The organism is Neobacillus niacini, from assembly GCF_030817595.1.
Taxonomy (GTDB): Bacteria; Bacillota; Bacilli; order Bacillales; family Cytobacillaceae; genus Neobacillus; species Neobacillus niacini_G.
The window spans coordinates 994,243-1,010,903 of sequence record NZ_JAUSZN010000001.1 but is presented as its reverse complement, the minus strand read 5'-3'; the positions used below and the strand labels follow the sequence as shown (position 1 = coordinate 1,010,903).

Here is a 16,661-nt window from a genome sequence, read left to right as displayed (position 1 = left end):
TAATTGAAAAGGAGATTACTAACATGACTAACAGAGAAGTCACGACATTAGAAGACATGCTATGTTTTAATATATACGCTGCATCTCGCGAGATTACACGTATTTATAGGCCCATTCTAAGTAAATTTAACATAACCTATCCACAATATTTGGTACTAGTTTTACTTTGGGAAAAGAAAATTTGCACGGTTACTGAACTGGGAGAACGCCTTTATCTAGATTCTGCCACATTAACCCCTTTATTAAAAAGACTTGAAGCAGCGAATTTGGTCTATCGAAAACGTTCTGCTGAAGATGAAAGAAGGGTTGAAATAGGTTTGACAGATAAAGGAGCAGCATTACAGAACGAATTAAAAGATGTATCGATTTCAATTTTCGAGAAGATTTGTAAGACGGAAGAGAGCTATTTTGGTTTCCTGGACAAATCAAAAGAATTATTGCAAAAAGCTTATGATATCGCACGATAGATATAAGATAATCTAAGAGAACATAGATAGATTCCATGTTTTCTTAGATATTTTTTTTGGCTAAAAAGCCTCAACTAACAAAATGAAATTATTTACCATTTTATATAGTGTACTATTTAATTGACCGCTATGAAATAGTGTAGTATATTGTTGTCATAGGGAACAGATAATTAAAATATCGTCCCGATTCATTACAATATTTAATCAAATTGGAGGAAATAAAAATGACAACAGTTTATGATTATAAAGTAAAAACAAATAGAGGCGTAGAAAAATCAATGGCGGATTACAAAGGGAAAGTAATGTTAATTGTAAATACAGCTAGTAAATGTATTTTTACAGATCAATATAAAGAGCTTCAAGATTTACATCTTAAATACAAAGATAGTGGATTAGAGATTTTAGGTTTCCCTTGTAATCAATTTGGTAGTGGCGAAAAAGGAACAAATGAAGATATTGAAAGCTTTTGTCAAATCAACTATGGAGTAACATTCCAATTATTTGATAAAGTAGAAGTTAATGGTCCAAATACTGCACCCATTTTTGACTATTTAAAGAAAGAAGCGAAAGGTTTACTTGGATCTGAACAAATTAAATGGAATTTCACAAAATTCCTTGTAGACCGTAACGGTAAAGTTTTAAAACGTTATGCACCAAAAGATAAAGTTTCATTAATAGTAAAAGATTTAAATGGGTTAATCTAAAAATTAAAAAAGTATGAAAGAGGTAGGATATGAAGGTTGTTTATCAACCTCTCGTACCCTACCTTTTTTTGTAAATATTCGACTGATACTTTTCATTTCAGATTTCATATCAACATTGCATCCTTTTAATACTTTTGAATGGGGCCAAAATTTATGAGCTCATTGTAAATCCTAAACATTTCTAATTTTGTAATATTAATTATTATTTGACCTATTAGTTATCGGTGGCTCATTAAACCAGTCTTTCCTTACTAATAACTTAAACCCTTTCTCTGAAAAGTTTTCTACCTGTTCGATTAGTTCCTTTAGTATTTTTACGTGACTTTTTTTATAACTAGATACAACAGCTGTTTGTAAATTAGCGATTCCTATTGGATTCAGGAACATTATTAAATTAGCCATTAGTTTATCTGAAAATGGAGATTCACTCACCTTATAAACGTGTGCCTCTAAGCCGGTTGTTGTTGGAACTCCGTTTTCTCTAAATATGTCGGATAAAGTAGTAGCTTGTTTAATAGCCAACTTGGTCCCATCTTGCAAAAACCTCTTTGTGTCTTCATCCTTAACAACATCTGAAAAAGCAGTACATAGGGCTACACCAACATTATTACATTGAAATGAACCGAACATGCTTGCTAATTCAACAGCATTTAGTGGCCTTTGCTGAGTTGATACAACTTTAAAAAATGTGCCTTCTCTTTCCTCAGCTTTTTTGTAAGAAAATGACCTATTTTGTAATAAACCTTTATTATCTAGCAATTTTAAAAGAGAATTATCAATTTCTGTAATCTTATAGAGTATTTCTCTAAAAAAATTCTTAACCTTATAATCGGTTAAGTCAGAATATTGAAAAGCAAGTACACGAAGTCCATTACTAGTTATGTGCTTAAGAATCTCTATAATTAATTGATCAGAAAACAACTTTGCTGAAGAGCAATATAAATCATTTTCACTGAAAAACGGGGCATCTTTAAAGCCATTTTCAGACAATAATTGTATAGCCTCTTGTTCTTGAAATGTTGATAGTGTTTTAATCTCATTTAAAGTATTCCTCAAATCATTATCTTCAGCAGTATCAATAAGATTTTTCAAAAAAATATTGACCATATTTGAATTTGATTTTAGGTACCAAAGAAAGCCTAATTCGTTTACATTCATCTTAAAGGCCCCTCCACTAATTTATCTTCTTTATAGTCTGTTAATAAAAATGTTAATTATTCATTTCTGGTGAGGTTAGTTGAATAAAAAACAATCATACATGGTATGAAAACTACACAACAACTCAATAACCATAAAATGAATTGTTTTTTTGTTGACATAAAATATACCCTAATGTTAGGATATATTTACACTAACATTAGGATGAATTATTTCGAGATAAATAATATTAGGATAAAGGGACATTAACATAAAGGAGGGATTAAATTGGAAATTAAGGTTATTAAACCACAGGATCAGGCATTGGAGCAGTTTGATGGCGGTAAAATAATCGCACAAAAACCCATTGGCTTTTCTGGTGAAGGTTCAGTCATTAATCGTCTTGGTCCATTGTTTTACTGGGGATGGGGAAAATCTGAAGGCGAAGGTGGTATTGGCCTACATCCTCATCAGGGTTTTGAGATATTAGGCTACTTCATTAAAGGGAGAGGTCGTCACCAAGATACGCTTGGTACAATTAGCGAAGTAGGTGCTGGTGGTGTTCAAGTGATGCAAGCTGGCTCAGGTGTACACCATGCCGAAACTCTTCTCGAACCGTCAGAAGCGTTCCAAATTTGGTTTGAGCCGCATTTAAGCAAAGCTATAAAGCAAACACCCACTTACTCAAAATACGAGCATGAAGATTTTCCACTCAATTCAGAAAGCGGTGTAATCGTTAAGACGATATTAGGTGAACATTCACCAATCAAACTCGTGACAGATGCCAAAATGTACGATGTTGAAATTGAAAATGGTGCAACCTATAAGTATGTACTTTCACCTAATCGAACGCTAGCTGGTTTATCTATTAGGGGGAATGGTGGTGTGATTGATGAATTAGAGGTTTCATTTGAGAATAAGGATTTCATTATACTTCAGTCAGAGATAGGTGAAGGTTTTACCATTCAGCCTAAAGGTGAAAATCTACGAATGCTGCTAATAGAGATTCCAACTGAAGTTGATTATCCTTTATACAGAAAACCAAGATAACCTTAATTTTAAAAGGAGGTTCGGTGATGCAAGATCAGAGTAATCTGGATTTGAGATTGTTACGTGTTTGGATGAAGGCTTCCAAAGCTGTTGTTGAAAATATTCAGAGAGATATTGAAAGTCATAAAATTAGTAATGAAAATTTTATGATTCTTGAATTGCTTTACAGTAAAGGTCCTCATCCTGTCCAAAAAATTAGTGAAATACTCTCTATTCCTAGTGGAAGTATCACATATGTTGTTGATAAGTTAGAAAAGAAAGGGCTTGTGGAAAGACAACCAAACCCTAATGACAGAAGGGCTTCTAATGTGGTCCTAACAGAAGAAGGAAGAGCTCTATTTGACGAGATTTTCCCCAAACACGTTGCAACCATTTCTCAAAATTTATCATTTGTCTCAAATGATGAAAAAGAACTGCTAATTGATTTATTAAAGAGAATTGGAATGGGTGCACAGAGTTTGGATAAATAAATTTAAAAAACGATACAGGAGGAAGAAACAATGACTAATCAGAAATTAAATATTGGAATTATTTTAGGTAGTACAAGGGAAGGGCGAGTTAGCCCGCAAGTGGGAGAATGGGTGAAAGGAATTGCGGACAAACGAGGAGATGCAAACTATGAAATCGTAGATATTTCTGATTATCAATTACCTTTTTTAGGAACAACTGATGGGACTGAACCAGGAATTGCAGCTTGGAACGAAAAACTTAACAGCTTGGATGGATTCGTATTTATCGTTCAGGAATACAATCACAGTATAACAGGAGCCTTAAAAAATGCACTTGATTTCGCTCGTGAAGCGTGGAATAACAAAGCAGCAGGTATCGTGAGTTATGGTTCAACTGGTGGTGCTCGTGCAGCTGAACATTTACGAGGAATCATGGGTGAATTAATGATTGCAGATGTCCGTGTACACCCTACATTGTCCTTATTTACCGACTTTGAAAACTATACTACATTTAAACCAGCTGACTTGCACCTTAATAATGTAAATGAAATGCTTGACCAAGTTGTTGCTTGGAGCGGGGCATTAAAAACCTTAAGAAAATAATCAATTATCATATTGAAATGTAATTCGAATATCAGATACTACTTAAAAGTAGTGTTTGATATTCGTTTTTTATTTACAGTGTCAGTTTACTCAATCAAAAGATTGACGTTTTACTTAAACAAACAGGTGCATTAATGGTCTAAAAGGAGACTTCATATATAATATAAAACTGTTTTATGGCCATTCTTTTTATTATCCTGGCTTTCTTTAATCTTTTTAAACAACTCTGCTCGTCGTAGATATACGCCTGTCGCCTTGTTTGCAACGGTGATAAAAACAATAATGTACCAAGTTGCTTGGACGTTCGGTTGGTGGAAGTATAAAGAAACTCTTTTTTGTGGGATAAGGGAGCACAAACACATAATGTTTAATTGAATAGTTTAAAGTTATTGGAGCATTTCCCTGTAATGAGGTATGCTTTTTGTCTTGTCTCCAAGGAAAAGGATAATCCTATAACAATAAGAATGTAATAAAAATCAGTAATATTGTTCGTTTATGGACAGGGCTTCTTATTTAAAGAAGCGGAATCGATAGTTTTAATGGAAGGACGCTTCTAGTTCCGAGAATTTATAACCACAAGATTTAATAGCGCAGAACGTCTCGTTTAATATACAGAAGCAGGCTGAACCGATATGGACTTCGAGTCTGCATGCGGGCTTCCATTGGCCATCCGAACCAAAAAGGTTCACAGGTATACGCCAATGCCATATACCCGTACTTCTAAGCAGAAGAATAGACGGGGGTTCGACTATTACCAGATAATTAAAATGGAAGAAATACATTTCAGTTTGTTGACATAGTCTTATTACTGCAAGCTGTCCGAATAATCGTTAAACAAACAAGAACCGGGCTATGCCCGGTTTTTGTTTTAATTGACAAAATTTGCAGATTTCTTCAGATAGAATGGCGGGTCGCCGGGCCAAGTTGGAACTCCCTTCGACGTCTCGAAATATCGACCATCGTGATGGTCATCTGCCTGCCTCCTATGGATGCGAGCGAACGGGTTGCGTTAGTCCCATTTGTTATCTGCTGTTGGTGAAGTAACCTTTTTTGTGAAAATGGAATAAGAATTGCACTTCGGATGGAATCTAACGGAAGGGTATGCCGCATATCTGTGCTGGATGTCGGTCCCGAACGCGTGGCGATCTCTTATATTTATTCTTCGAGCCAACTGAAACGAGTCAAGCTAAAGGAAAAGAATACCTTAAACGTCTTCAAAATTGACACAAGGATCGTTCTCCCCTAGTTAAACAAGAATCGTTTATGGCAACAGCACTACAAAAAAAAGGGGGAGAAGATTCATTAATCTCACGCCTAGGTGAAATCAAGCAACCTATACTGGTTATGAATGGTCAAAATCATATCATGGCTCCAACAATAAATTCATTTATTTTGTCACAAAAAATTGAAAATGCTCAACTGATCATTTATCCAGACTCAGGTCATGGTTTCTTATTTCAATATCCAAAAATGTTTGCAGTACATGTTGCGGCATTTTTAAATAATGATTTAGAGTAAATGATTGATAAAGTTAAGATGACTCATTTATTGAGTCATCTCAGACTCTAGACAAATCCAATTAAAAATGGATTTGCCTAGAGTCTTTTTTAATATAATTAAGTTACTAACTATTTTATGGGTGATGAAAATGCTAAAGAAAATTCTCAGATAAATCGTGATCAATTAGAAATGGAAAGATTTCAGATGTCACTTTGGGAGTTTTTTTCTTATGCCACTGAACGGGGAGATTAGTTTAAAAAACAATTATGTATAGTAGATGACTACACAACAACTCAGTAACCATAAATTGGGTTGTTTTTTTTGTTGACACAAATTATAGCCTAATGTTAGGATATATTTATCCTAAATATAGGCCATTTTAAATCAAGATAAATAACTTTAGGATAAAAAGAGAGGATTTTAAAGGGTGTGTATGAAACGGAGATAGGGGTGGCTTTTGAATGGCTGAACGCGACGCTGAGGATAAGGCTCTTGATTTAAGACTGATACGCGTAATTAATAACTCGATGAAAGTGCTGTACGCGAGTTTAGCAAGTGCCATTGACAGCTATGGGCCCAGTATGGAAACCTTCCGAATTCTCGAGTTTCTTTACAATATTCGCATTCCATCCAGATAATTAGCGATACTTTCTCGATTCCCAGCGGGAGTAACACCTACGTGGTCGATAAGCTGGAGAAGAAGGGGTATGTGGAACGGCTCCCCATCCCGGGTGATCGACGTAAAACAAATGTGGATTGACCGAGGAAGGACTACGTAACTTCGATAATATCTTCCCAAAGCATGTTTAAATGATCTCCGACAATTTGTCCTTCGCGACGGATGAGGAGAAGCTCGAACTTATTCACGTGCTGAAGAAAATCGGGTATGGTACCAAGAATCATGAGGCAATGCCAAAAATGATGTGTCGGATTCTTTCTGAAAGAAGGATTTTACTTTAATTTTGTATTTAGGGGGATTTGAAAATGGAAATAGGTGTAGATACGTTTGTCGAAACAACACCGGATGTTAAAACGGGCAAGACGATAAGTCATGCGGAGCGATTGCGGCAGGTTGTTGAAGAAATCGTCCTTGCTGATCAGGTTGGGTTGGATATATTTGGGGTCGGCGAGCATCATCGTAAGGAATTTGGGGATTCCGCTACTGCCGTTGTGCTGGCTGCAGCAGCGCCCATGACCAAAAGGATACGCTTAACCAGTTCGGTTACCGTGCTCTCTGCTGTTGATCCAGTACGTTTGTTTCAGCAATTTGCCACGCTCGATGGTATTTCAAATGGACGTGCTGAGATTATCGCGGGTCGAGGCTCTATGGTTGATGCGTTTCCATTGTTTGGTTATGATTTAAAAGACTATGATGAGCTTTACGAGGAAAAATTGGAACTATTATTAAAATTAAGGGAGTCGGAGAAGGTAACCTGGAAAGGAGGGCATCGACCTGCCTTTACGAATCTGGGTGTTTATCCGCGTCCGGTTCAGAACCCTTTACCCGTGTGGGTTGGCAGTGGGGGTAATGCGGAATCGGTAATAAGAGCAGGGGTACTTGGACTGCCTCTTGTTTTGGCGATCATTGGCGGGAGTCCCTTGCAATTTGCTCCGCTCGTGCAGCTCTATAAGAACGCTGCTACTCGTGCAGGACATGATGCATCGAAATTACCGATAGCCATACACTCACTCGGGTTCGTTGCGGAGAGTACCTCGCTTGCGGTCGACAAGTATTTCCCTCCTACTCAGGCATCTTTTAATTTATTTGGTAAAGAGCGTGGCTGGGGACATTATAGCCGTTCACAATTCGATGCTGCATGCAGCTTAGAAGGCGCATTCTACGTAGGCGATCCCGAAACGGTGGCCAACAAAATTATTTACATGCGCAAACATTTAGGCTTTTCACGATTTTTCCTACATTTACCTACTGGAACCATGCCACATGAGGATGTTATGAAATCCATTGAACTATTGGGTAAGGAAGTCGCACCGCGGGTTCGAGAAGAGGTCGCAAGATGGGGATCTGAAGAAAGAATTTTCTAATAATAATAACGGTCGACAAATCCTTTAGAATCAATATGATAATTTAAATTGATATGACACAAAGTTCCCCTCAGACATCAAAATAAGGGGAACTATGTGTCAATGGGAAAATTTCCGCTAGCCATAAAAAAAGTGTGCACCAGAAGCAGTGCTCACGTGTCGGAAGTCAAAAACATTGTCCCAAAAATTGTCGGCAAATCCACTTACTCAAAATACGTGCATGAAGATTTCCCACTCACTTCAGAAAACGGTGTAATGGTTAAGACAATATTAGGTGAGCATTCACCAATCAATCTCGTGATAGATGCCAAACTGTACGATGTTGAAATTGGAAATGGTGCAACCTATAAGTTTGCTCTTTCACCTAATCGGACACTAGCTGGTTTATCTATTAGAGGTAATGGTGGTGTGATTGATGGATTGGAGTTTCATTTGAGAACAAGGATTTCTTTATAATTCAGTCAGAGAAAGTTGAAAGCTTTACCATTCAGCCTAAAGGTGAAGAACTTCGGATGCTGCTAATAGAGATTCCAACTGAAGTTGATTATCCTTTATACAGAAAACCAAGATAACCTTAATTTTAAAAGGAGGTTCGGTGATGCAAGATTAAAGTAATCTGGATTTGAGATTGTTACGTGTTTGGATGAAGGCTTCCAAAGCTGTTGTTGAAAATATTCAGAAAGATATTGAAAGTCATAAAATTAGTAATGAAAATTTTATGATTCTTGAATTGCTTTACAGTAAAGGTCCTCATCCTGTCCAAAAAATTAGTGAGATATTCTCGATTCCTAGTGGAAGTATCACGTATGTTGTTGATAAGTTAGAAAAGAAAGGGCTTGTGGAAAGACAACCAAACCCTAATGATAGAAGGGCTTCTAATGTGGTCCTGACAGAAGTAGGAAGAGCACTATTTGACGAGATTTTCCCCAAACACGTTGCAACCATTTCTCAAAATTTATCATTTGTCTCGAATGATGAAAAAGAACAGCTAATTGATTTATTAAAGAGAATTGGAATGGGTGCACAAAGTTTGGATAAATAAATTTAAAAAACTATACAGTTACAGGGGGAAGAAACAATGACAAATGCGAAATTAAATATTGGAATTATTTTAGGTAGTACAAGGGAAGGGCGAGTTAGCCCGCAAGTGGGAGAATGGGTGAAAGGAATTGCTGACAAACGAGGAGATGCAAACTATGAAATCGTAGATATTGCTGATTATCAATTACCTTTTTTAGGAACAACTGATGGGACTGAACCAGGAATTGCAGCCTGGAACGAAAAACTGAATAGTTTGGATGGATTCATATTTATCGTTCAGGAATACAATCACAGTATAACAGGATCCTTAAAAAATGCACTTGATTTCGCTCGTGAAGCGTGGAATAACAAAGCAGCAGGTATCGTGAGTTATGGTTCAACTGGTGGTGCTCGTGCAGCTGAACATTTACGAGGAATCATGGGTGAATTAATGATTGCAGATGTCCGTGTACACCCTACATTGTCCTTATTTACCGACTTTGAAAACTATACTACATTTAAACCAGCTGACTTGCACCTTAATAATGTAAATGAAATGCTTGACCAAGTTGTTGCTTGGAGCGGGGCATTAAAAACCTTAAGATAATAACAAAGATCATATATTGAACTGAATTCGAATATCAGATACTACCTAAAAGTAGTGTTTGATATTCGTTTTTTATTTGCATTGTATATTAGCACTGACATTCAGCTAATTTCCAAACTTAAAGTATAGATTTTTGAAACACCGAGAAAATAATGGTGTTGTCTTATCTTTTAGTGAAGGGACCAACGATATGGGATGGTTTAAACCACACTCTAATAAAACGGCACAAAAGTCATTGAAAGATATTATGGCGAAAGCCTGTAAATCCAGTGACTTTCATCAATTTTCTCCCGTTGGAAAAATAGAGATTAGTTATTATAAATCATTAATAAACGAAGATAAAATAAATCGATATCTTATACAGGAAATTCAAAAGAATATAGAAAAGATTAACGAATTGGAAGATATCAAAAATATCCTTCCTTTTGATGAAATCAAAGTAACCAATGATACCCAAAATGTTGAAAACAAACTTATAAAGGGATTTGTGATCATACAGCTAAAGAATGTTGAAAATGACTTTATACTCGTAAATGTCAATAATGGTCAAATGGGTCATCGAAAGAATAATGATACAGAGAATGAATTTAGTGTAGTTGGACCCAAAGTTGGCTTTGTAGAAAATCTCGATATAAACATTCATCTTTTAAGGCAACTAGTTGCAGTTTCCAATTTAGTTATTGAAGAAATAACGATTGGAACTGTCTCTAACACTAGGGTAGCTATTGCCTATTTAGATGGAGTAACGAATCCTAGACAAGTCCAAACTGTGAAACAGAGGCTCAATAATATTAATTTAGATGTTGTTTATGATTCGTCAATGCTAGATCAAATCATTTCAGATAACTCCAATACGATTTTCCCGCTTTTTACATCATCGGAAAGAATCGATCGTATTACGTATTCAATTACATTGGGACAAGTAGCCGTTTTATCCGATGGCTCTCCTTATGTAATCTCAGGTCCGTCTACCATTTTGGATTTTTTTATTTCGCCGGAGGATTATTTATTACCATGGATACTCGGGTCATTTTTTCGTATTGCTCGAATTTGTAGTGTTATTTTTTCGATATTTGCAACCTCGATCTATGTTGCTGTTCTTACCTATCATTTTGAAGTGATTCCGGAAAAATTACTTGAGCCTCTTGTCATTTCGAGGGCAAATGTTCCATTTCCTCCAGTAATGGAAGTTATCTTTTTGGAAATAACCATTGAATTGTTGCGTGAGGCAGGTGCTCGGTTGCCTGCCAAAATTGGTCAAACATTAGGGATCGTGGGGGGGATTGTCATTGGGCAGGCTACCGTTGAAGCAGCGCTTACCAGTAGTATATTGCTTATCATTGTCGCTTTATCAGCACTCGCCTCATTTACAACTCCTATTTTTAAAATGGCTAACACCATTCGGGTCTTACGGTTTCCCTTTATTATTCTCGCAGCCATCTGGGGGGGACTAGGGATTGTTGCAGGAGTCTTATTACTTATGGGGCATTTATTGAGGCTGAAATCTTTAGGGACTCCTTATTTGGTGCCCTTATTCCCTTTTCGAAAAGGGAATTTTGCGGACAGCTTTATCCGTTCATCATTTCAATATATAAATAAAAGGAACAAATCTTTAAAGCCATTGTCATTTAAACGATATGTACCCAGCGAAGACGTGGAGGATATTAATCATGAGGAGAGTTAAACGAATGCTACTTCTTCTCTTTTTGTTGGTGCTGGTTCTAACTAGTTGCAGCAATGAAAGGGTAGTAGATCAATTACACATTTTGACAACTTTGGGATTTGATAAAAATAAGTCAGGTTATACGGGTACAGCATTGTACTCCGATCTTAGTCAAAAGGGTGGAAAAATAAGCTTTCTCCAGGGAAATTCAAAGCAAATTAAGCTGATTTTAAATAAAATGAATAATCAATCTACCAAACGGATCGATATTGCAAAATTGAGGATGATTATGTTTAGCAAAGAGGTAGCTAAAGAGGGGTTATCGCACTTTTTACTTACCATTTGTAAAGATCCTCTCATAAGTAACTATTTATATATTGTTGTTACGGAGGAATCCATTGCTTCTGTTTCAAAAGGTTTAAAAGATAAAGGTCGTGAAAATCTTCCATATTATATGATTGAACAAAATATGCAATCAGGTAACATCCCCCATTCCAATCTCTCGACGGTACTGTTTGACTTTTATGGGGAAGGAAGAGATTTCTCGGTTCCGTATATTCGATTTAATAAAAACGGGGAAACTGAAATAATCGGGTTCGGAATATTTAAAGATGATCGGTTGAAAATAGTAATTAATAGGGAAGAAATGATGTTGTACAAATTGCTACAAGGTAAATTTATTCAAGGGGATATACCCTATACAATTAATGATAAAAAGGGTAAAAGTACAGCCCTATTCTCTATTCAATATGGAAAGGGGAACAAGACGGTCTCAAAAGATAAAAACGAAACAAAGGTAACCTACCACCTGACATTAAATGGAATGGTAAAGGAATATCCACAAGGAACACAAGTAGAAATGAATAAATCACTTGTACATTTAAAAAAGCAGCTCCAAACGGACTTGGTGCTGTTATTAAATAAATTCAAGGATGAGAAGGTGGACCCTTTAGGCACAGGGGATTTAGTAAGAGCATATAGCAGGGATTGGAATGAGAATCAATTTTATAAAGAAGAATATTCAAATATAGCATTTGATGTTGATCTAAATCTTCAACTAACTAAATCAGGCATAGGTGAATAAATGGCGGGTGAGTAATGAATGGGAAATCATGTAAAAGAAAGTTTAACATTATCTCCATATCTTCTTTGGTTTCTACTTCATGGCACACAAGTGGGGATTGCTATGCTAAGTTTTCAAAGATATATCATTACCGGAGCAGAACAGGATTCGTGGGTCTCTCTATTATTAGTAGGAATAAGTATGCATTTTATTACTTGGATCATGTTTTTTGTGCTGAAAAATGCGAATGAAGGGGATGTTATCTCCTTACACCAACAATTGTTTGGAAAATGGTTGGGCAAATGTCTGACTCTTGGTTTTTATGGCTATATACTCTTATTTCTCATAACTGAAATTCGTTTGTATGTAGAAGTTTTACATGTTTGGGTTTTTCCAAATACAAAGATTTGGATATTTTCGCTTATGATTTTAATGATTTGTATTTATCTTGTTTCCGGTGGACTTAGAGTGGTGGCTGGTGTTTGCTTTTTTTGTATCATTATTCCTTCCTTATTACTTTTATCGCTCTCTGTTCCTTTAAAATATGCGCATTGGACTAATTTCCTCCCGCTTTTTAACCATCAATTCAATGATTATGCCGAATCCGCCTTCCATTCGTTGACGTTATTCAGTGGAGTAGAATTTTTGCTTTTACTCTACCCTTTTATAAAAAACAACGAAAAATCACAAAAGTGGGCCCATATTAGTAATGTACATACCACGATTTTATATTTATTTATAACTTTAGTATCTTTTTCCTACTTTAACATTCAACAGTTAGAGCATACGATTTGGCCGACCCTAATACTGTCCAAAATCATTCAACTACCGTTCCTCGAAAGATTTGATTCCATCTATGTATATAATTGGTTCTTAATTATTGTAGCCCGATGCTGTGTCCCCTTATGGGCAGGGACACGAATATTAAGAAAAACATTCGGTTTCAAAGCTAGACCGTCATTATGGATTACAAGTACGATTGTGTTTATATGTTTAATTCCTTTAAAGGGGCAAAAAATTATAGAGAAGCTCGACTTTCTGTTATCCGTTACAGGAGGAATCCTGCTTTATGGCTACATCCCTTTCCTATTTATTTTGATACTCATCATTAATTTTTTTAAGAAAAAACATATGGTTAAAATTAAAGGGAAACATTAGTATTGACAAAAACGGTATTAATAGTATTAAATAAAAAAGAACAATTGGTCTTTTTTATAAAAGGAGGGTTGAAAGGTGAATAAAGGGGAACGAACGAAAAAATTTATTATTGAGCAATCATCGTCTTTATTCAATACAATTGGCTATAAATCCACTTCTATCGCTGAAATCATGAAGGCCACCGGATTGAAAAAGGGAGGGATCTTTTACCACTTTGATAGTAAGGATGATTTAGCCAAAGCTTCGTTTTCCTACTCGTTAATGACACTAAAGGAAAATTATTTACAAGCGATTAACTCCAAGGAGACCGCAAGCGAGCAATTTCAGGCTTTTACTGCTATGGTTATAACGTTGTGGAACAATGAAATCATAGTAGGTGGATGCCCTTTAATGAATGCTGCCATTGAAGCTGATGATTCAAATATTTTGATCGAAGATTCCATTAAAGAAGGCTTTGGTGGCTTAATAAATATTATCAAAGGCATTATTGAGTTAGGAAAGAGTCAAAATGAAATTGATAAACATGTTGATTCTGAACAAATGGCGGTGTTAATTCTTTCTTCTCTGGAAGGTGCATTGGCACTCAGCAGATTGTATAAGGATAAACGATATTTAGACATGGTTATCATGCAGGTAAATGCTATTCTTTTCTAATTCTATTTTTTATTCTTTTTTTTGAGCAAAAAGAGACCGTTCAGTCTCTTTTTTAGGAGAGTTATTTATACCTAATTGTATATATTAATATTATTTAATGAGATTTGAAAAATTCGAGAAAGTAGGAATCGTAATGAAAAGAATGCTATGGGTTGTTCTTATGATGTCGTGTGGAGCTACCTTTATTTCATCGTTATTTCCTTTGTACAGTGAGTATTATCGGCTGAGCAGTCTGGAAATCACCATTTTGTTTGCCGTTTATGCCGCTATCCTGCTGCCGACATTGTTTGTTGTGGGAGCCAGAGGGAATGCCTGGGGATTGAAAAGGGTTCTTCGCTTTAGTATATGGATTTCTATCGTGTCGACGTTGCTCTTTCTAGGGAGTTTCAACGTCTGGATGCTCTATGCGGCAAGGATTTTGGAAGGCATCGCTTATGGCGCTTTTACGGGTGCTGCCAGCGCCTTTTTATTAAAACAAACCTCTCATGATAAAGTGAGTACGGCAGTCAAGTTATCAGGAGTAACGGTAAACTTTGGTTTTGGCCTGGGCCCAGCCATTTCAGGTTTAATCGTGCAATATGTGCATTTTCAGCCACTTCGTTTGCCATATTGGTTTCTGCTCGTCATGTTATTGAGTTCATTAATATTTCTGGAAATGTTACCGAAGCACGAAGATTCCCAAGCTCAGAAACCGGCAAAAACTAAGATTTCGCTCGGTGTTCCCGACAATATTCGTTCCCATTTTTGGTCTTTTATCGGACTTCCGATCTTTACTCTTTTCACGTTAGGCGGAATTGTATTTTCTCTTATTCCTTCTTTCGCCAAGAACGTTATTCACACCGACAATCTCTCTATTCCCGGGTTGTTAATTCTGGTGCTTCTAGGCGGGGGGGCCTTGATGCAGTTCTTTCCTTGGCCGCGTAATCCCGTTACACGGATGCGTATAGGAATCCTGTTTCTTATCATTGGATCGTGGGTTATTGTTCTTTCTGGTCAAACAGCGAGTTTATTTTTGCTCTGGGCTGGCATATGTATTCAAGGAATTGGCGCCGGATGGACGTTTCAAGTTACTTTAAGGTTTGCCAGCCAGTTGCCGAAGCCGGAAGAACGTCCGCGAGTAATTTCGGCATTTTATTTATGCGCCTACTCCGGATTTATTGTTCCGGTGGTTGGTGTCGGAGTATTGACTCAATTTTTTAATTTGAACTTTTCGTTGATTGTGCTAAATTTGTTTGCCTCACTTATCGTTATCTATGTGTTGATTTATTCTGTGAAATTTAATCGTTACTATTCTAAAGAAACAGCCCAGTAACAATCTAATATAAATAACGAATGAATACAAAATTTCTTTAAACTTTGATGCTTTGGGAGAGATTCCCTATAAGCTTTTGAATTTTAGTGAATAAAAGAAGCTGTTTAAATTTCTTTGAAAGTTTTTTTAAAAAATAGGGGGAAAAATTATGAGTAAAGTATGGTTTATAACAGGAACTTCAACGGGATTCGGTCGACAATTTGTGGAGCAGTTACTCCAAACAGATAATAAAATTATCGCAACTGCGCGTAATATAGAAGCAATTGCTGATTTTAAGTTGAAATCACCTGACAATGTCCATATCGTTGCATTGGATGTCACCAATAGGGACCAAATCCAATCAGCAGTCCAAGAATCCATTGAAATATTTGGAAGGATCGATATTGTAGTAAACAATGCAGGTTACGGCCTTTTTGGAATGCTTGAAGAATATACAGATGATCAAATTAGAAAACAATTTGATGTCAACGTCTTTGGAATGCTGGATGTTATTCGCGCTACCCTCCCTGTCTTTAAGAAGCAAAAGTCAGGACACTACGTCAATATATCATCCTTTTTGGGAACTTGGTCAATTCCGCCGTACAGCATCTACGCAGCAACCAAATTTGCTGTAGAAGGTTTTTCGAAATCAATGGCAGTCGAGCTTGCAGGATTTGGCATTAAGACTACAATTGTTGAGCCAAGCGTATATGCAACTGAATTTTTTGGTCATGCGCTACAACAAACCGAGAGAAAGCCTGAATATGCATCTGTATATGAAGCATATAACCAGGGTGTTTCTTCCATGAAAATAGGCGATCCGGCTAAAGGTGTAAAGGCTATTATTGAAATGATCAACAGTGAGAATCCTCCGATTCATTTTCCGGTTGGGTCTTTCGCATCCTATAGTATTCGTGACTCATTTGCCAAAAGGATTGAAGAAATTGCTGCATGGGAAAAGTTATCGTTGGATGCGGATTAAGTCTGCTGATCTAAAAAATCATGTTTTCTGGCAAACAGACGCACGATTGCAGCGGTTCTTAACCAATTGACATTAAGTTCATTATGTAAGGGCACACTTGTATTAGAAACCCAGCAAAGCTCTGACACAACCTACCGGGTGTATGATTATGACCGTAGAGATGCGGATGGGAATCTGTGCAACTTGCATTTAGAAAAGCCATTGATGACACTACTGTTCCACATCAAGAAGCAGGGGTTGCTCCTGTAGTGGACGAGCGGGAGTGAATAA

19 protein-coding genes are annotated in these 16,661 nt (G+C 36.6%); 18 read left to right on the top strand and 1 reads right to left on the bottom strand.

What is annotated here, in order from left to right; genetic code table 11:
- The first annotated feature begins 23 nt into the window (after positions 1 to 23).
- On the top strand, positions 24 to 467 hold the full coding sequence (locus QFZ31_RS05095; protein ID WP_307301428.1) for a MarR family winged helix-turn-helix transcriptional regulator: 444 nt from the start codon (positions 24 to 26) through the stop codon (positions 465 to 467).
- A 224-nt stretch (positions 468 to 691) separates the two neighbouring features.
- Entirely contained in the window at positions 692 to 1,171 is a 480-nt protein-coding gene (locus QFZ31_RS05090) for a glutathione peroxidase (protein ID WP_307301427.1), read from the top strand.
- Positions 1,172 to 1,366: 195 nt separating this feature from the next.
- Here the strand turns inward: QFZ31_RS05090 and QFZ31_RS05085 are convergent, their stop codons facing one another.
- A complete protein-coding gene (locus QFZ31_RS05085; protein ID WP_307301425.1) occupies positions 1,367 to 2,329 on the bottom strand; it encodes a DUF3231 family protein in 963 nt (320 codons plus the stop codon).
- A 267-nt stretch (positions 2,330 to 2,596) separates the two neighbouring features.
- Here QFZ31_RS05085 and QFZ31_RS05080 point away from each other — a divergent pair, with 267 nt between their 5' ends.
- From QFZ31_RS05080 to QFZ31_RS05005, 16 genes are all read left to right on the top strand, one after another.
- Positions 2,597 to 3,358 carry a pirin family protein gene (locus QFZ31_RS05080; protein WP_307301423.1) on the top strand — a complete coding sequence of 254 codons (762 nt, stop codon included), beginning with the start codon at positions 2,597 to 2,599 and terminating at the stop codon, positions 3,356 to 3,358.
- A 23-nt stretch (positions 3,359 to 3,381) separates the two neighbouring features.
- Positions 3,382 to 3,828: a MarR family winged helix-turn-helix transcriptional regulator gene (locus QFZ31_RS05075; RefSeq protein ID WP_307301421.1), complete on the top strand. Its 447-nt coding sequence runs from the start codon at positions 3,382 to 3,384 to the stop codon at positions 3,826 to 3,828.
- 30 nt (positions 3,829 to 3,858) lie between these two features.
- Positions 3,859 to 4,410 (top strand): NADPH-dependent FMN reductase, encoded by a 552-nt coding sequence (locus QFZ31_RS05070; protein ID WP_307301420.1) that lies wholly within the window; start codon positions 3,859 to 3,861, stop codon positions 4,408 to 4,410.
- A 1,263-nt stretch (positions 4,411 to 5,673) separates the two neighbouring features.
- A complete protein-coding gene (locus QFZ31_RS05065; RefSeq protein ID WP_307301418.1) occupies positions 5,674 to 5,928 on the top strand; it encodes an alpha/beta fold hydrolase in 255 nt (84 codons plus the stop codon).
- A gap of 443 nt (positions 5,929 to 6,371) precedes the next feature.
- Positions 6,372 to 6,548 (top strand): hypothetical protein, encoded by a 177-nt coding sequence (locus tag QFZ31_RS05060; RefSeq protein ID WP_307301417.1) that lies wholly within the window; start codon positions 6,372 to 6,374, stop codon positions 6,546 to 6,548.
- 41 nt (positions 6,549 to 6,589) lie between these two features.
- Positions 6,590 to 6,670 (top strand): MarR family transcriptional regulator, encoded by an 81-nt coding sequence (locus QFZ31_RS05055; RefSeq protein WP_307311383.1) that lies wholly within the window; start codon positions 6,590 to 6,592, stop codon positions 6,668 to 6,670.
- Between the two features lie 224 nt (positions 6,671 to 6,894).
- The gene (locus QFZ31_RS05050; RefSeq protein ID WP_307301416.1) at positions 6,895 to 7,953 is read left to right on the top strand and encodes an LLM class flavin-dependent oxidoreductase; all 1,059 of its coding nucleotides are present in this window, start codon (positions 6,895 to 6,897) and stop codon (positions 7,951 to 7,953) included.
- A 102-nt stretch (positions 7,954 to 8,055) separates the two neighbouring features.
- Positions 8,056 to 8,409: a hypothetical protein gene (locus tag QFZ31_RS05045; protein WP_307301414.1), complete on the top strand. Its 354-nt coding sequence runs from the start codon at positions 8,056 to 8,058 to the stop codon at positions 8,407 to 8,409.
- A gap of 187 nt (positions 8,410 to 8,596) precedes the next feature.
- Positions 8,597 to 8,995, top strand: coding sequence for a MarR family winged helix-turn-helix transcriptional regulator (locus QFZ31_RS05040; RefSeq protein WP_307311381.1), 399 nt, complete (start codon positions 8,597 to 8,599; stop codon positions 8,993 to 8,995).
- Positions 8,996 to 9,031: 36 nt separating this feature from the next.
- Positions 9,032 to 9,580, top strand: a complete 549-nt coding sequence (locus QFZ31_RS05035; protein ID WP_307301412.1) for an NADPH-dependent FMN reductase — start codon at positions 9,032 to 9,034, stop codon at positions 9,578 to 9,580.
- A gap of 190 nt (positions 9,581 to 9,770) precedes the next feature.
- Positions 9,771 to 11,264 carry a spore germination protein gene (locus QFZ31_RS05030; protein ID WP_307301410.1) on the top strand — a complete coding sequence of 498 codons (1,494 nt, stop codon included), beginning with the start codon at positions 9,771 to 9,773 and terminating at the stop codon, positions 11,262 to 11,264.
- Positions 11,251 to 12,327 (top strand): Ger(x)C family spore germination protein, encoded by a 1,077-nt coding sequence (locus QFZ31_RS05025; RefSeq protein ID WP_307301408.1) that lies wholly within the window; start codon positions 11,251 to 11,253, stop codon positions 12,325 to 12,327. Before QFZ31_RS05030 ends, QFZ31_RS05025 begins: the two co-directional genes overlap by 14 nt.
- Before the next feature lie 18 nt (positions 12,328 to 12,345).
- A complete protein-coding gene (locus QFZ31_RS05020) occupies positions 12,346 to 13,464 on the top strand; it encodes a GerAB/ArcD/ProY family transporter (protein WP_307301406.1) in 1,119 nt (372 codons plus the stop codon).
- A gap of 75 nt (positions 13,465 to 13,539) precedes the next feature.
- Positions 13,540 to 14,118: a TetR/AcrR family transcriptional regulator gene (locus tag QFZ31_RS05015; RefSeq protein ID WP_307301405.1), complete on the top strand. Its 579-nt coding sequence runs from the start codon at positions 13,540 to 13,542 to the stop codon at positions 14,116 to 14,118.
- 133 nt (positions 14,119 to 14,251) lie between these two features.
- Positions 14,252 to 15,430, top strand: a complete 1,179-nt coding sequence (locus tag QFZ31_RS05010; protein ID WP_307301403.1) for an MFS transporter — start codon at positions 14,252 to 14,254, stop codon at positions 15,428 to 15,430.
- A 148-nt stretch (positions 15,431 to 15,578) separates the two neighbouring features.
- On the top strand, positions 15,579 to 16,391 hold the full coding sequence (locus QFZ31_RS05005; protein ID WP_307301402.1) for an SDR family NAD(P)-dependent oxidoreductase: 813 nt from the start codon (positions 15,579 to 15,581) through the stop codon (positions 16,389 to 16,391).
- Positions 16,392 to 16,661 lie beyond the last annotated feature (270 nt).

Coding starts and splice junctions, on each gene's coding strand:
- QFZ31_RS05045 (WP_307301414.1), top strand. CDS start 8,056: ATGGGAAAATTTCCGCTAGCCATAAAAAAAGTGTGCACCAGAAGCAGT.
- QFZ31_RS05065 (WP_307301418.1), top strand. CDS start 5,674: ATGGCAACAGCACTACAAAAAAAAGGGGGAGAAGATTCATTAATCTCA.
- QFZ31_RS05090 (WP_307301427.1), top strand. CDS start 692: ATGACAACAGTTTATGATTATAAAGTAAAAACAAATAGAGGCGTAGAA.
- QFZ31_RS05050 (WP_307301416.1), top strand. CDS start 6,895: ATGGAAATAGGTGTAGATACGTTTGTCGAAACAACACCGGATGTTAAA.
- QFZ31_RS05060 (WP_307301417.1), top strand. CDS start 6,372: ATGGCTGAACGCGACGCTGAGGATAAGGCTCTTGATTTAAGACTGATA.
- QFZ31_RS05005 (WP_307301402.1), top strand. CDS start 15,579: ATGAGTAAAGTATGGTTTATAACAGGAACTTCAACGGGATTCGGTCGA.
- QFZ31_RS05030 (WP_307301410.1), top strand. CDS start 9,771: ATGGGATGGTTTAAACCACACTCTAATAAAACGGCACAAAAGTCATTG.
- QFZ31_RS05020 (WP_307301406.1), top strand. CDS start 12,346: ATGGGAAATCATGTAAAAGAAAGTTTAACATTATCTCCATATCTTCTT.
- QFZ31_RS05035 (WP_307301412.1), top strand. CDS start 9,032: ATGACAAATGCGAAATTAAATATTGGAATTATTTTAGGTAGTACAAGG.
- QFZ31_RS05010 (WP_307301403.1), top strand. CDS start 14,252: ATGAAAAGAATGCTATGGGTTGTTCTTATGATGTCGTGTGGAGCTACC.
- QFZ31_RS05040 (WP_307311381.1), top strand. CDS start 8,597: ATGAAGGCTTCCAAAGCTGTTGTTGAAAATATTCAGAAAGATATTGAA.
- QFZ31_RS05025 (WP_307301408.1), top strand. CDS start 11,251: ATGAGGAGAGTTAAACGAATGCTACTTCTTCTCTTTTTGTTGGTGCTG.
- QFZ31_RS05070 (WP_307301420.1), top strand. CDS start 3,859: ATGACTAATCAGAAATTAAATATTGGAATTATTTTAGGTAGTACAAGG.
- QFZ31_RS05095 (WP_307301428.1), top strand. CDS start 24: ATGACTAACAGAGAAGTCACGACATTAGAAGACATGCTATGTTTTAAT.
- QFZ31_RS05085 (WP_307301425.1), bottom strand. CDS start 2,329: ATGAATGTAAACGAATTAGGCTTTCTTTGGTACCTAAAATCAAATTCA.